This window comes from Pseudomonas sp. WS 5010 (assembly GCF_012985565.1).
Taxonomy (GTDB): Bacteria; Pseudomonadota; Gammaproteobacteria; order Pseudomonadales; family Pseudomonadaceae; genus Aquipseudomonas.
Window position 1 is genome coordinate 309,764 of sequence record NZ_JAAQWQ010000001.1, and the last position, 14,174, is coordinate 323,937.

General features: G+C 60.3%; 13 protein-coding genes and 1 pseudogene. 5 read left to right on the forward strand and 9 right to left on the reverse strand.

What is annotated here, in order from left to right; translation table 11 throughout:
- Positions 1–181: 181 nt before the first annotated feature.
- The 4 genes from dusA to HBO11_RS01355 form a co-directional block, all read right to left on the reverse strand.
- Entirely contained in the window at positions 182–1,174 is a 993-nt protein-coding gene (gene dusA / locus HBO11_RS01340; RefSeq protein WP_169954161.1) for a tRNA dihydrouridine(20/20a) synthase DusA, read from the reverse strand.
- A gap of 90 nt (positions 1,175–1,264) precedes the next feature.
- Entirely contained in the window at positions 1,265–1,813 is a 549-nt protein-coding gene (locus HBO11_RS01345) for a cytochrome b (protein WP_170058702.1), read from the reverse strand.
- A 142-nt stretch (positions 1,814–1,955) separates the two neighbouring features.
- Positions 1,956–2,846 carry an alpha/beta hydrolase gene (locus tag HBO11_RS01350; RefSeq protein ID WP_169954159.1) on the reverse strand — a complete coding sequence of 297 codons (891 nt, stop codon included), beginning with the start codon at positions 2,844–2,846 and terminating at the stop codon, positions 1,956–1,958.
- Positions 2,843–3,913: a sugar phosphate isomerase/epimerase family protein gene (locus tag HBO11_RS01355; RefSeq protein WP_169954158.1), complete on the reverse strand. Its 1,071-nt coding sequence runs from the start codon at positions 3,911–3,913 to the stop codon at positions 2,843–2,845. Before HBO11_RS01355 ends, HBO11_RS01350 begins: the two co-directional genes overlap by 4 nt.
- Positions 3,914–4,021: 108 nt before the next feature.
- Between HBO11_RS01355 and HBO11_RS01360 the strand changes: the two genes are divergently transcribed.
- Both HBO11_RS01360 and mqo read left to right on the forward strand, forming a co-directional pair.
- Complete coding sequence (locus HBO11_RS01360; protein ID WP_169954157.1) at positions 4,022–4,648, forward strand: TetR/AcrR family transcriptional regulator; 627 nt, start codon at positions 4,022–4,024, stop codon at positions 4,646–4,648.
- A 275-nt stretch (positions 4,649–4,923) separates the two neighbouring features.
- Positions 4,924–6,570 carry a malate dehydrogenase (quinone) gene (gene mqo, locus HBO11_RS01365; protein WP_169954289.1) on the forward strand — a complete coding sequence of 549 codons (1,647 nt, stop codon included), beginning with the start codon at positions 4,924–4,926 and terminating at the stop codon, positions 6,568–6,570.
- A 115-nt stretch (positions 6,571–6,685) separates the two neighbouring features.
- Here mqo and HBO11_RS01370 read toward each other — a convergent pair whose 3' ends face one another.
- The 3 genes and pseudogenes from HBO11_RS01370 to ppnN form a co-directional block, all read right to left on the reverse strand.
- Positions 6,686–7,060 (reverse strand): hypothetical protein, encoded by a 375-nt coding sequence (locus HBO11_RS01370; RefSeq protein WP_169954155.1) that lies wholly within the window; start codon positions 7,058–7,060, stop codon positions 6,686–6,688.
- Between the two features lie 84 nt (positions 7,061–7,144).
- A pseudogene (locus HBO11_RS28530) lies at positions 7,145–7,243 on the reverse strand (AbrB family transcriptional regulator); the annotation flags it as partial.
- 111 nt (positions 7,244–7,354) lie between these two features.
- A complete protein-coding gene (gene ppnN, locus HBO11_RS01375) occupies positions 7,355–8,728 on the reverse strand; it encodes a nucleotide 5'-monophosphate nucleosidase PpnN (RefSeq protein ID WP_169954154.1) in 1,374 nt (457 codons plus the stop codon).
- Between the two features lie 328 nt (positions 8,729–9,056).
- Between ppnN and fabV the strand changes: the two genes are divergently transcribed.
- A complete protein-coding gene (fabV, locus tag HBO11_RS01380; protein WP_169954153.1) occupies positions 9,057–10,250 on the forward strand; it encodes an enoyl-ACP reductase FabV in 1,194 nt (397 codons plus the stop codon).
- Positions 10,251–10,459: 209 nt separating this feature from the next.
- Complete coding sequence (locus HBO11_RS01385; protein WP_169953326.1) at positions 10,460–11,083, forward strand: HAD family phosphatase; 624 nt, start codon at positions 10,460–10,462, stop codon at positions 11,081–11,083.
- Here the strand turns inward: HBO11_RS01385 and HBO11_RS01390 are convergent.
- Complete coding sequence (locus tag HBO11_RS01390; RefSeq protein WP_169953533.1) at positions 11,080–11,985, reverse strand: LysR family transcriptional regulator; 906 nt, start codon at positions 11,983–11,985, stop codon at positions 11,080–11,082. The genes HBO11_RS01385 and HBO11_RS01390 overlap by 4 nt on opposite strands.
- Before the next feature lie 98 nt (positions 11,986–12,083).
- On the opposite strand from HBO11_RS01390, the gene HBO11_RS01395 reads away from it, so the two are divergent.
- Positions 12,084–13,250 (forward strand): aspartate aminotransferase family protein, encoded by a 1,167-nt coding sequence (locus HBO11_RS01395; RefSeq protein WP_169953327.1) that lies wholly within the window; start codon positions 12,084–12,086, stop codon positions 13,248–13,250.
- On the opposite strand, the gene punR is transcribed toward HBO11_RS01395, so the two are convergent.
- Positions 13,242–14,159: a DNA-binding transcriptional activator PunR gene (gene punR, locus HBO11_RS01400; protein WP_169953328.1), complete on the reverse strand. Its 918-nt coding sequence runs from the start codon at positions 14,157–14,159 to the stop codon at positions 13,242–13,244. The two genes, HBO11_RS01395 and punR, sit on opposite strands and share 9 nt — an antisense overlap.
- Positions 14,160–14,174: the final 15 nt, after the last annotated feature.

Here is a 14,174-nt window from a genome sequence, read left to right on the forward strand (position 1 = left end):
GCAAATGCGTTCGATCGTTTGCGAGGGCAACAACCTGAAAACAGCCGTTTGAATGACCGGCCGTGCTGCTAGATAGGAGGGCAGAATCGCCATCAGGTTCCGCCTGCACCGCGATCAAAATGTGGGGCTGGCCCGCGATAGCGCTGGACCAGTCGTCCAATAAACCGACTGACCCGCTCCGTCAGTGGCCCTCCAGCAACGCCCCAGCCTGATCCAACAAAGCCAACGGATCGCTGGCCTTATGAATATCCACCGACAGCAACTGCCGAAACCTGCGCGCCCCCGAAAAACCGGTGCCCAACCCCAACACATGCCGCGTAATGTGATGCATCGCCCCACCAGTGGCCAGGTGCTCGGCGATATAAGGCCGCAACTTCGCCAACGCCTCGGCCCGACTGATCACCGGCGCCGTACTGTCAAACAGCCGCTGATCCACTTCTGCCAGCAAATACGGATTGTGATAAGCCTCACGCCCCAGCATTACCCCATCAAACACCTGCAAATGCTCTTCGCATTGCTCCAGCGTCTTGATCCCGCCATTGAGAATAATCTCCAACTCGGCAAAATCCCGCTTCAATTGCGCCGCTACGTCATAACGCAACGGCGGAATGTCCCGATTCTCCTTGGGCGACAACCCCTCCAGAATCGCAATCCGCGCATGCACTGTAAAACTGGTGCAACCCGCGTCTTTCACCTGCCCGACGAAATCACACAGCTGGGCATAACTATCCCGGCCATTAATCCCGATACGGTGCTTGACCGTCACCGGAATCGACACCGCATCACGCATCGCCTTTACACAGTCCGCCACCAGAGCGGGGTGCCCCATCAGGCACGCGCCGATCATATTGTTCTGCACCCGGTCGCTGGGGCAGCCGACGTTCAGGTTCACTTCGTCGTAGCCTGCATCCTCGGCCATGCGGGCACAGGCAGCCAAATCGGCTGGAACACTGCCGCCCAGTTGCAACGCCAGTGGGTGCTCGGCCTCGTTGTGACGCAGGAAGCGTTCGTGGTCACCGCGGAGGATGGCGCCGGTGGTGACCATTTCGGTGTAGAGCAGGGCGTGCTTGGAGAGGAGGCGTAGGAAAAAGCGGCAGTGGCGGTCGGTCCAATCCATCATCGGCGCAACCGAAAACCGGCGGGAAAGTGGCATTGATGCAATTTGTAGGGGCATTGAAGTATCTGGACGGGGAAGGCGAAGGGCGATCAGTTTATCAGGAACGGAGTGGCCTCGTTGAGGCCAGGTATCCGGGGCGTTTCCACATCAGTCGACGCGCCCCGGCAGCATCCCCGCCAGTACCTTGTCCTTATCAACAAAGTGATGCTTCAGCGCCACCATCATATGCCCTCCCACAAGAGCACCGCATAACCACGCGCTGTAGGTATGAATTGCCTTTGCCAGGTCATAGAGACTCTTATCCGCCTCCACCAGCGGCGGTAGTAGGAATAAGCCGGCAACCAGGATGGGTTTGTCCGCCACCGAACTCCAGTACCAGCCGGATATCGGCAGTCCGACTAGCGCCACGATATACAGCAACAGGTGGCCAATGAGCGCAGCACGCTTGACTATCGGTGTCATGGTGTCGGGCATCGCCGGCGCTGCATGGGTCAGGCGCCAGGCGATGCATAGGACGATAAGCAATAGCAGGGTGCTAGCCATCGCCTTGTGTAAAAAAGTGAGTTGATGCTGCGGGTTTAATTCATCGCGCCAGTGAACGGCCACGATTCCCACCAGCCAGGCAGCAATCCAGATGAGTGCCATGCTCCAGTGCAGCCACTTTGCCGTGGCTGTATAGCTTTTTGCCTGTGTCATCTGGATACGCGCCTCCCTTTTGAGTAGGCGCGATTATCGACAATCGGGCAGGGATGAAAACCATGAAAACTTGATGATTCCCATCGACTTTCCTGATTCCAGCACGCCCAAGGTTGTTCCGTCACTCCTCTGGCCTGAGCCTTTAGCTTTCAGGATGCGCCTGCAGAAAACCAAGCAGATGCTCCACGAATGCCTGCGGTGCCTCCTCCATCACAAAATGCCCGCAATCGGCGACGATCGCCCCGCGCAGGTCGGTTGCGTGCCCCTGGAGCGTCACCAGGGGGGCGTCGTTAGTGGCATGTTCGGCGCCGATGGCCAGTACCGGCATTTCCAGCATGCGGGTAGCGCGCTCGGTGTTTTGCCGGATGGTTTCGGGAATCGCGCGGTAATAGTCGAACCCTGCGCGCAAGCCACCGGGTGTCGAATAGGCGCGAATGTAGACGTCGGACGCAACGGAGTCGCGGTGAAATGACCAGCGGTCGAACATAAAGTTGAGGTACGTTTCCTCCCGCCCGGTGGTGAGGGCTTCGGGCAGGTCCTGGATCTGGTTGAAGAGGAAGTGCCACAGGAAGATGTTTTGTTCCGGCGCAACAAAAATCGGCGGCGGTGGGGCCAGGCCGGGTATGACGGCTTCGGTTACGGTCAGTGTGCGCACGGCGTGTGGCTGGTCACTTGCCAGCGCATAGCCGATCCACATGCCGACATCGTGCCCGACCAGGTGATAGCGCGGGATGCCGAGCCCCAGCATCGTCCGATGGAGCACGTCGGCAATATTGCCGGTGTCGAAGCCCAGTGCAGGACGGTCTGAGTTGCCCAGGCCTGGCGGGTCGACGGCAATGGCCTGGAAGCCCTGAATTGCCAGGGCTTGCATGATATGCCGGAAGGCGTACCAGGTTTGTGGCCAGCCCGGGACCAGCAACACCGGTTGCCCGGCGCCGGCCATGACGCAGTGGATTTTCTTGCCGTCGATTCGCACGTATTGGTGTGTGAAATCGTCACTGGTATCGAGGGATAGGGCGGTGCGAGCGTTCATGGTCGTGCCTCGTGCTGAAGGCCGAGCATGGCCTGGATCTGCCGCTGATCGACCGGCGCACCGGCGAAGTCGTCAAAGGCCCGGTCGGTGACTTTAATGATATGTCGATTGATGAACTCGACGCCTTCGCGGGCTCCGTCCTCCTGGTTTTTCAAGCAGCACTCCCATTCCAGCGTGGCCCAGCCCGGATAGTCGTATTGGGCGAGTTTGGAGAAAATGCCTTTGAAATCCACCTGGCCATCACCCAGTGAGCGAAAACGCCCGGCACGGTTGGCCCAGTCGCTGTAGCCACCGTAGATACCTTGGCGGCCGGTGGCGTTGAACTCGGCGTCCTTGACATGAAACATGCGGATGAACGACTGGTAAATGTCGAGGTAGCTCAAGTAGTCCAGTTGTTGCAGCACGAAGTGGCTGGGGTCGAACAGGATCCGACAGCGCGGATGCTGGTCAACCCGTTCGTAGAAACGCTCGAAACTGGTGCCGTCGTGGAGGTCCTCGCTGGGGTGGATTTCGTAGCAGAGGTTGACGCCTTGCTCGTCGGCAAGGTCCAGCAGCGGTCGCCAGCGTCGGGCCAGCTCATCGAATGCGGCATCGATAAGACCTTCCGGGCGTTGCGGGAAGGGGAACAGATAGGGCCAGGCGAGGGAGCCGGAAAACGTGCCCAGGTCTTCAAGGCCAAGCCGTTGCGAGGCCGTGATGGTCCATTTCATGCGTTCGATCGCCCATTCGGTACGGGCCTGTGGTTTGCCCCGCAGCGGTGCTGGAATGGATGCGTCCCACAACGCGTCGTAGGCAGGATGCACCGCCACCAGTTGGCCAAAAATATGGCTGGTCAATTCACTGATCTGCAGGCCGTGGTCGCCGAGCATGCCCTTGATGTCATCGCAGTACGCCTGGCTTTGCGCGGCCAGTTCGATATTGAAGAGTCGGCTGTCCCAGGCCGGAATCTGCAGCGCCTTGAAACCTTGCGCCTTGGCCCACTGAGCGATGTTCTCCAGGTTGTTGAAAGGCGGCTCGGCGGCACTGAATTGTGCCAGGTGCAAACTGGGTCCTTTAAGTGTACGCATCATGTGTTCCTATTGTTTGTTGATTGACAAAGAATAGGCCCGTCCATTCATTACCGTCAACTCGATATGGGTTAAAGTGATGAAATCACACCCACAGGTAAGCAATTAATGGCCGGACGTCCGCGCGAATTTGATAGGGAAGCGGCATTGCAGCGCGCCATGTTGTTGTTCTGGGAGCAAGGGTACGAGGGCACCAGCATGTCGGCGCTGGTTGAGGCGCTGGGCATTGCCTCGGCGAGGATTTACGCCGCTTTTGGCAGCAAGCAGGCGCTGTTCCGTGAGGCGGTGGCGTTATATGAAAGCGGCGAGGGTGGTTTTGCCGACTATGCGCTGGCGCAGGCAGACCTGAAAAGCGCGATCAGGGGCATGCTGGACGATGCCATCAGCACTTACACGCAATCGGGTCGGCCCGGCGGCTGCCTGGTGGTGAGTGCCGCAAGCAGTACCAGCCCGGACGGCGCCGAAGTTCAGCAATGGCTGCGCGAGCACCGCCTGCAACGTACCCAGTCGATTATCGACAGGTTGCAGCGCGGGCAGGAAAGCGGCGAGCTTGGCGCGGGTGCCGACGTGCAGGCACTGGGGGACTTTTATGCGACCTTTTTGCACGGTATTTCCATCCAGGCGAGGGATGGCGTTACACCTGAGCGTCTTCGCCAGTCTGTCGAGGTGGCGCTGAGCCTGTTGCCAACACGACCGTCAAGTCCAGAACAGACGCCCGATCCCGCCGGAGCATGATATTCTGCGCGCCATCTTGGTCTATTCTCTCTCTGGTACGCACTCCCGAATGCGTACCGGCAGGGTAGCTGTCGCCGAGGTAGCTGAAGCCAATAATGATAAGAAGTCAGCGCAGAAGGGACATAAAAGTGAGGTCGATACGTCGGCCTTGTGTGCCCACCCTGCAGTACTTGCGAGTACGGGAACCCGCCAGACGTTGCCTGATGTTTGGCGCACCACGGTTGCCGGAAGGTCGAGGGCGGTAGGGCGGAAGGCGTTTTATCATAGGTGCTACGATGTTTAAAAAAGTGAACACTGCCCTGCTGGGTCTGGCTTTGTCGATGGGGATTACTTCCGTCCAGGCGGAAGAGGCAAAGAAAGTCGATGTGCTGCTGATCGGCGGCGGCATCATGAGTGCGACCCTGGGTGTATGGCTCAATGAGCTGCAGCCGGATTGGTCGATGGAGATGGTCGAGCGCCTGGATGGCGTCGCCGAAGAAAGCTCCAATGGTTGGAACAACGCCGGTACCGGTCACTCGGCGCTGGCTGAGCTGAACTACACCCCGGAAAACAAGGACGGCACCGTTGAGATCCCGAAAGCGGTCGAGATCAACGAAGCGTTCCAGATCTCCCGCCAGTTCTGGTCGTGGCAGGTTCAGCAAGGCGTTCTGAAGAACCCGCGTTCGTTCATCAACTCCACTCCGCACATGAGCTTTGTGTGGGGCGATGACAACATCAAGTTCCTGAAAAAACGTTACGAAGCGCTGCAGGCGAGCCCGCTGTTTGCTGGCATGGAATACTCCGAAGATCCGGTACAGATCAAGAAGTGGGTTCCGCTGATGATGGAAGGGCGTGACCCGAACCAGAAAATCGCCGCGACCTGGACACCAATCGGTACTGACGTGAACTTCGGCGAGATCACCCGCCAGTTCGTCGCTCACCTGCAGACCACGCCCAAGTTCGACCTGAAACTGTCGAGCGAAGTGCAGGACATCACCAAGAACGCCGACGGTTCGTGGCGTGTCAGCTACAAAAACCTGAAAGATGGCAGCAAGACCGAGACCGACGCCAAGTTCGTATTCATCGGCGCGGGCGGCGGTGCCCTGCACTTGTTGCAGAAGTCGGGCATTCCTGAAGCCAAGGAATACGCAGGCTTCCCGGTGGGTGGCTCGTTCCTGGTGACCGAGAACCCAACGATTGCCGAACAGCACCTGGCCAAGGCCTACGGTAAAGCTTCGGTTGGCGCGCCACCGATGTCGGTACCGCACCTGGACACCCGCGTGCTGGATGGCAAGCGCGTGATCCTGTTTGGCCCATTCGCGACCTTCTCCACCAAGTTCCTCAAAGAAGGCTCGTACCTGGACCTGCTGACCAGCACCACCACCCACAACATCTGGCCAATGACCAAAGTCGGTATTCGTGAATACCCACTGGTCGAGTACCTCGCTGGCCAACTGATGCAGTCCGATGACGACCGCTTCAAGGCGCTGCAAGAGTACTTCCCGAACGCCAAGAAAGAAGACTGGCGCCTGTGGCAAGCCGGTCAGCGTGTGCAGATCATCAAGCGTGACGAAGAGCAGGGCGGCGTCCTGAAACTCGGTACCGAAGTGGTCAGCTCCGCCGACAACACCATCGCCGGCCTGTTGGGTGCATCGCCAGGTGCGTCCACTGCAGCGCCGATCATGCTGACCGTGCTGGAAAAAGTGTTCAAGGACAAGGTCGCTACTCCGGCCTGGCAGGAAAAGCTGAAGCAGATCGTGCCGAGCTATGGCACCAAGCTGAACGGCAGCCCTGAGCGCGTTGCGCAAGAATGGGCCTACACTGCCAAGGTTCTGCAACTGACGCCTCCGCCAGCCATTCCGCAAATGGCTGCCCCACAGGCGACCGAGGCTGCCAAGCCTGCGGCCGAGCCGAGCAAGCCGGCGGCTGACATCGCGCTGTAAGCGGTCGACACAGTCCTGAGACAGGATTGAATCGACAGTTAAAAACCCGCTGAACCGGTAACGGTCAGCGGGTTTTTTGATTGTGGAGCTTTATTGGAGCGCAACTGGGCTGGCTTTAGCCCGGCTTTTTCGTTCCCAGCAGCCGCACTTCCTTGAGCAGTGCCGCCCCCAATTGTTCGGTACCTAGCTCCTTGTACCCAACCGCCTTGATCTCGCCGTTCTCTTCCGCCTGGATGATGATCACCGGCGTCTCCTTGCCTGTAACTGCTTCGACGTGCATGGCGTATTGGGGGATATCCAGCTTGATGGGCGTGCCTGCCGCCTTGCCTTTCACATTGATCAGAAACGCCGCACAGCCATTGTCGACATCGTCGTTGGTGGCAGAACGGCCGCTGACGAAACAGGTCTCTGGAAGGTCCGGCCAGGCGATGGTTTCTGCCAGGGCGAGGGTGGGTGTCAGGAGCAGGGCAGCGAGCAGAAGCGTGCGCACGTTGGGCAGTCTCTAATAAGGGCGGTGGAACACAGGTTTTACCAAAGCAGGTCCGTTGCAGCAACGCCAAGGTATCTTGGCCAATCATCGCGCTTTTGCTCCCTGCGCGGCGACTGCCTGGCTCACCTGTTCAATGCTGACGGCCGTGGCGGGTTTGCGAATCAGGCCCTTGAGGTCCTGGACGCTATGGTAGGTGTCGCTGGTCTGAATAGGTAAAACCCTAGTCCGCCTTCATACCCTCGACACCCATCAGACAGCCCTAAAGCAATCCAACCTATGATCTGGCGATGTGCCTTACTGCACCACGCGATAGCACGGCACATACGCCGCGCCACCGGGCAGTTTCATCCGGTGTTGCTCCACAAACGCCTTCAACAGTTCATCCAGCGGCTTCATGATGCTCGGGTCGCCGTGGATCTCGTACGGGCCGTTCTGTTCGATCAGGCGGATGCCCTTGTCCTTGACGTTACCCGCCACAATCCCCGAGAACGCCCGACGCAGGTTGGCCGCCAGTTCATGGGGCGGCAGGGCATGGCTCAGTTGCAGGCTGGCCATGTTGGCGTGGGTCGGGTCGAACGGGCGCTGGAAGCCTTCGTCGATCTTCAGCAGCCAGTTGAAGTGGAAGGCATCGTTGCGCTCGCGGCGGAACTGTTTGACGGACTTGAGGCCCGCGGTCATCTGCCGGGCGACTTCGGCGGGGTCATCAATGATGATCTGGTAGTGGGCCTGGGCCGCCTCACCCAGGGTCGCGCCGACAAACGCATGCAACTGTTGCAGGTACGGCGCTGCCTGTTTTGGCCCGGTGAGGATGACCGGGAAGGGCACGTCACGGTTGTCCGGGTGCATGAGGATGCCCAGCAGGTACAGGAATTCTTCGGCCGTACCGGCGCCGCCCGGGAAGATAATGATGCCGTGGCCGACACGCACAAAGGCCTCCAGGCGTTTTTCGATATCCGGCAGGATCACCAGTTCGTTGACGATCGGGTTCGGCGCTTCGGCGGCGATGATGCCAGGCTCAGTGAGGCCCAGGTAGCGCCCGCCGGTGATGCGTTGCTTGGCGTGGGAAATAGTCGCGCCCTTCATCGGGCCTTTCATCACGCCAGGGCCGCAACCGGTGCACACATCGAGGCTGCGCAGGCCCAGTTCGTGCCCGACTTTCTTGGTGTATTTGTATTCTTCGGTATTGATCGAGTGTCCGCCCCAGCACACCACGATCTTCGGCTCGACACCCGGGCGCAGCGTACGCGCGTTGCGCAACAGGTGGAACACGTAGTCGGTGATGCCCTGGGAGGTGCTCAGGTCGATGCGTTGGCTATCGAGCTCGTTTTCGGTGTAGACGATGTCGCGCAGGGCGCTGAACAGCATTTCCCGGGTGCTGGCGATCATTTCGCCATCCACGAACGCGTCGGCGGGCGCGTTCAACAGTTCCAGGCGCACGCCGCGATCCTGTTGATGGATGCGTACTTCAAAGTCCTTGTAGGCGTCGAGGATGGTCTTGGCATTGTCGATATGGGCGCCGGTGTTGAGAATTGCCAGGGCGCACTGGCGAAACAGCGTATAGATGCTGCCGGAACCGGCTTCGCTCAGTTGCTGGACTTCACGTTGCGACAGCGTTTCGAGACTGCCCTTGGGGCTGACGGAGGCATTGATGACTTGGCGTTGAGGCATTCTTATTCCCTGAAAGCGCAGCCACCGGGCGCTGAACAGCCAGTGGCATGAGGATGACGAGCGCCGAATACGGTCGCACAGGACGGGCATTTTCCCTGCCCTACAGGCAGGACGCAAACTCCGCTCTGCCTCATCATGCCGCAGAATTTGCTGAATTCACGCCCTTGTCGGAAAAATATAGTGCCTTTGGCCAGTGTGGATTGGATTTTGCGAACAGAAGAATTGCGACTATCGTGACGCTTCGGTTTTTCGGACGTCATAGACCAGTACGATTGACGCCGTAATGGCCACCATTGGCCATCGGCACCTTGGAAGAGGCAGAAATTTTATGATCATCAAACCGCGGGTTCGTGGCTTTATCTGTGTGACCGCCCACCCTGTTGGCTGCGAAGCGAACGTCAAAGAGCAGATCGACTACGTGACCCAGCACGGTGCCATCGAAGGCGGCCCGAAGAAAGTCCTGGTGCTCGGTGCGTCCACCGGTTACGGCCTGGCTGCGCGTATCAGTGCCGCTTTTGGTTGTGGCGCCGACACCCTTGGTGTGTTTTTTGAAAAAGAAGGCGAGGAAGGCAAGCTCAGCTCTGCCGGCTGGTACAACAGCGCCGCTTTCCACAAGTTTGCTGCACAAAAAGGCCTGTACGCCAAGAGCATCAATGGCGATGCGTTCTCTGACGAGATCAAGCGCCTGACCATCGAAACCATCAAGAAAGACCTGGGCAAGATCGACCTGGTGGTCTACAGCCTGGCCGCGCCACGCCGTACCGACCCGCAGGGCGTGGTGCACAACTCCACCCTCAAGCCGATCGGCAAGGCCGTGACCCTGCGCGGGATCAACACCGACAAGGGCGTTGTGGTCGACACCACGCTGGAGCCGGCAACCCAGGAAGAAATCGACGGCACCGTCAAAGTGATGGGCGGCGAAGACTGGCAGCTGTGGATCGACGCCCTGCGTGACGCCGACGTGCTGGCCGAAGGCGCCAAGACCACCGCGTTCACCTACCTGGGCGAAAAGCTCACCCAGGATATCTACTGGAACGGCTCCATCGGCGAGGCCAAGAAAGACCTCGACAAGAAAGTCCTGACCCTGCGCGACAACCTCGCCGCACTCAAGGGCGATGCCCGTGTCTCGGTGCTCAAGGCCGTGGTTACCCAGGCCAGCTCGGCGATCCCGATCATGCCGCTGTACCTGTCGCTGCTGTTCAAGGTGATGAAAGAGCAGGGCACCCACGAAGGCTGCATCGAGCAGGTCTACGGCCTGTTCAAGGACAGCCTGTACGGCAGCGAGCCGAAGCTTGATGCCGATGGCCGCCTGCGTGCTGACCTGGCTGAGCTGGAACCGAAAGTCCAGGACGCCGTGGCGGCGCTGTGGAACCAGGTGACCGATGACAACGTCAACGAGATCAGCGATTTTGCCGGCTACAAGGCAGAGTTCCTGCGCCTGTTCGGTTTCGAGATTGATGGCGTGGATTACGACGCTGACGTCAATCCGACCGTGAAGATCGAAGGTCTGGTCCAGGCTTAACCCCTTGTAGGAGCCGGCTTGCCGGCGAAAATCGTCAACGATTACGCGAGGTGCTTGGCGCCCCGTGGCGTTCTCGGGTTTTTCGCCGGCAAGCCGGCTCCTACAAAAGCTCACATTTAGGAACCGTCCTACCTTTCCTTGCTTGCCCCTTCTTGACCTCGGTGTGCCAGACTGCGTCCGTTATCACACTCGGCTAACGGAGGATCTTCATGACGATTCGTGCAGTAGTTTTTGACTTTGGCGGTGTCCTGTTCGATTGGAGCCCGCAGCATCTGTACCGCAAACTGATTACCGGTGACGAGGAGCGCCAATGGTTCCTCGAGAACATCTGCACCCAGGCCTGGAATACCGAACAGGACGCTGGACGCACCCTGGCTGAAGGCACCCACAGCCTGATTGCCAAACACCCGCAACATGAGGCGCTGATCCGGGCCTACTACGACCGCTGGCATGAAATGCTGCGCGGCTCGCTCGCCGACGGCGTGGCGATTCTCGAAGACTTGCATGAGGCCAAAGTGCCGCTGTTCGGCCTGACCAACTGGTCCGCAGAAACCTTCCCCTACGCCCGCGCCAACTATCCCTTCCTGAAACACTTTCGCAATATCGTGGTGTCCGGCGAGGTAAAGCTAATCAAGCCTGACCCGGCGATCTACCATGCCAGCCTCGACCAGGTGTGCGCCCATCTGCCGGATATCCAGCCCGAGGAGCTGGTGTTTATCGACGATGTGGCCGAAAACGCCCATGCCGCCAGCGCCCTGGGCTGGCACGGTATTCATCACGTATCACCCGCGCAGACCCGTCGTGAGCTACAGGCCCTGGGAGTGAGTTTCTAGCGCGCCCATTGTTCGATCGCAAAGTCGACGAAGGCCCGCAGCTTGGGCAGGCGATAGCGATCCTGTGCATATAAGAGGTGCATCGAGCGCGAGGGTGACTGATAGCCTGGCAGTAGCGCCACCAGCCGGCCGGCCTGCAGGTCGGCGCCAACCAGCGCGTCGGGCAGCATCACGATGCCCATGCCTTCGACGGCCGCGCGGTGCAGGGCCTGGGAGCTGTTGATGGTCATGGGCCCGGATACGGCGACTTCGACTTCACCTGCTGCCCCCCGCAGGCGCCAGAGTTTGTCGGCGTTGCGCCAGTCATCGGTCGATGGGTAGGCGAATGCCAGGCAGTCATGCTCCTGCAAATCCATGGGCTGCTGCGGCGTACCCCGGCGGGCCAGGTAATCCGGCGACGCGCACAGGGTCATGGTGTAGTCCTGCAAGGGCCGGGCGATCAGGCTGGAAGGCTGCAGCTCTCCCAGGCGGATTGCGACGTCGAAGCCGCTGTCGATCAGATCCATCGCTTGATTGCTCAGTACCACGTACAGCTGGATCTGCGGGTAGCGCCGGGAGAACTCGCTGAGCGCCGGTGCCAGGCGCTCTGCACCGAACGCGGGCGGCGCGGTGATGCGCAGCAGCCCTTGTGGCGCCTCGCTGTGGATCTGTTCAGCCAACTGCTCGGAGTTGGCCACCAACCCCAGCACCTCCAGGCAGCGCTGGTAATAAAGGCCGCCGAACTCGGTCAGGCTTTGCTTGCGGGTAGTGCGCTTGAGCAGGCTGACGCCGAGGCGTTGCTCCAGGGCGCGTAGGTGGTTGCCGACCATGGTGGTCGACAGGCCGCACGCCTGGGCCGCTGCGGTCATGCTGCCGGTCTCCACCACTTTGACGTAGACGGTCATTGCCTGGAACAGGTCCATTATCAAGCCTTGGTTTAAAGTCATTGCAGATCTGCGCAGTTTATCCAGCTTGAGTGGCTAACGATACTGAGGCCCTGACTACGATGGAGCCCGATGCCATGACCGCCGCTTGCCTGATGAACACCTATCAACCCTTGCCCCTGAGCTTCACCCGTGGCCTGGGCACCCGCCTGTGGGACCAGCAGGGTCGTGAGTACCTGGATGCCGTGGCCGGTGTCGCCGTGACCAATGTCGGTCACTCCCATCCGCGACTGGCGGCGGCAATCAGCGAGCAGGCCGGCTTGCTGTTGCATACCTCCAACTTGTATGGCATCGACTGGCAGCAGCGCCTGGCCCAACGCTTGGCCCGGCTATCCGGCCTGGACCAGGCGTTCTTCAACAACTCCGGCGCCGAAGCCAATGAAACCGCGCTGAAACTGGCGCGTCTGCATGGCTGGAAGAAAGGCATCGAGCAGCCGCTGGTGGTGGTCATGGAGAACGCCTTCCACGGCCGCACCCTGGGCACCATGGCCGCCAGCGACGGGCCATCGGTGCGCCTGGGGTTCCAGCGCTTGCCGGGAGATTTCATCAAGGTCGGCTTTGGCGACCTGGCGGCACTGGACGCGGTGACCCGTGAGTTCGGGCCCAGGATAGTGGCTGTATTGCTGGAACCGATCCAGGGCGAAAGTGGCGTGCAACTGGCCCCGCCGGGTTATCTGCAGGCCTTGCGCGCCCACTGCAGCCAGCACGGTTGGTTATTGATGCTCGATGAGATCCAGACTGGCATTGGCCGGACCGGCACATGGTTTGCTTTCCAGCAGGAGGGCATTGTCCCGGAAGTCATGACCCTGGCCAAAGGTCTGGGCAACGGTATTCCGATTGGCGCCTGCCTGGCCCGTGCCTCGGTGGCCAAACTCTTCACCCCCGGCAGCCATGGCAGCACCTTTGGCGGTAATCCGCTGGCGTGTCGCGTGGGCTGTACGGTGCTGGATATCATCGAGGAACAAGGCCTGCTGGAGAACGCCGCGCGTCAGGGCGAGCGCCTCCTGGCGCGGCTGCGGGTGGAATTGAGCGAACATCCGCAGGTGCTGGCGATCCGTGGGCGCGGACTGATGATCGGCATTGAACTGGCCACGCCGCAGCGCGACCTGGCCGAACGGGCCGCACGCGAACAGGGATTGTTACTCAATGTCACGCGGGGCAAGGTTATTCGCCTGTTGCCGCCCCTGACCCTGGATAGCAAGGAAGTGGAGATGATTGTGCGGGGCATCGCTCGGTTACTGTGAAACGGGCCCGTTGAGCCACTCCTGGTTCATGGTCTGGCTATCCCCCAGGTAGTCCAGGAGCCAGGCCATGGCCGGTGACAGTTTGTCCTGGGCCCAGGCCACGCAGGATGGGCTGGCCGGGAAGGGCCGGGACAGTTCCAGGGCGGCCAGTTCGCCGCTGTCGATCAATGGCTGCACCAGGTGCGCCGGGACCATGCCCACGCACAGCCCGTCCTGCAGGCAATCCATGGCTGAGGCCCAGTTGGGGACCACCAGGCGTCGCTGGTTATCCAGGGTCCAGGTGTCGCGCTTGGGCAGGTTGCGTGAGGTGTCGGTCATGCACAGCGACGCAAAGGGCCGCAATTGATCGTCGCTGAGCAAACCCTCGACCTGTGCCAGCGGATGCCGGGCGCTGACCACGCACAGCCAGTTCAACAAGCCCATGTCGCGAAACGTGAAGTGGCTGGCCACCGGCACCGCGCTGGTGGCGCCGATCACAATATCGGTGCGCTCGTCTGCCAAGGCATCCCACACACCGTTGTACACCTCGTACTCCAGCAGCAGTTCCACTTCCGGGAACTGGCGATAGAAATCCAGCACCAGTTGCCGGCAGCGTTGCTGTTTGACGATGGAATCCACCGCCACTTTCAGCTGGCCGCTCCAGCCATTGGCCACTTGCTGGCACAGTCGGCGGGTGCCCAGCATGGTTTTCATCACGCCACGGGCCTCGTCGATAAACAGGCGGCCGGCGGGGGTCAGTTCCACATCCCGGTGGCGACGGATAAACAACGGCACCGCCAACCACTCTTCGATTTGCCGTACGGTGTAGCTGATGGCCGAGGGTACGCGGTGCAGTTCCTGGGCGGCGGCGCTAAAGCTGCCGTGACGGGCCACGGCATCCACCACGTCCAGGGAGTATTCGGACCACATGGGCATTGCCTTCAA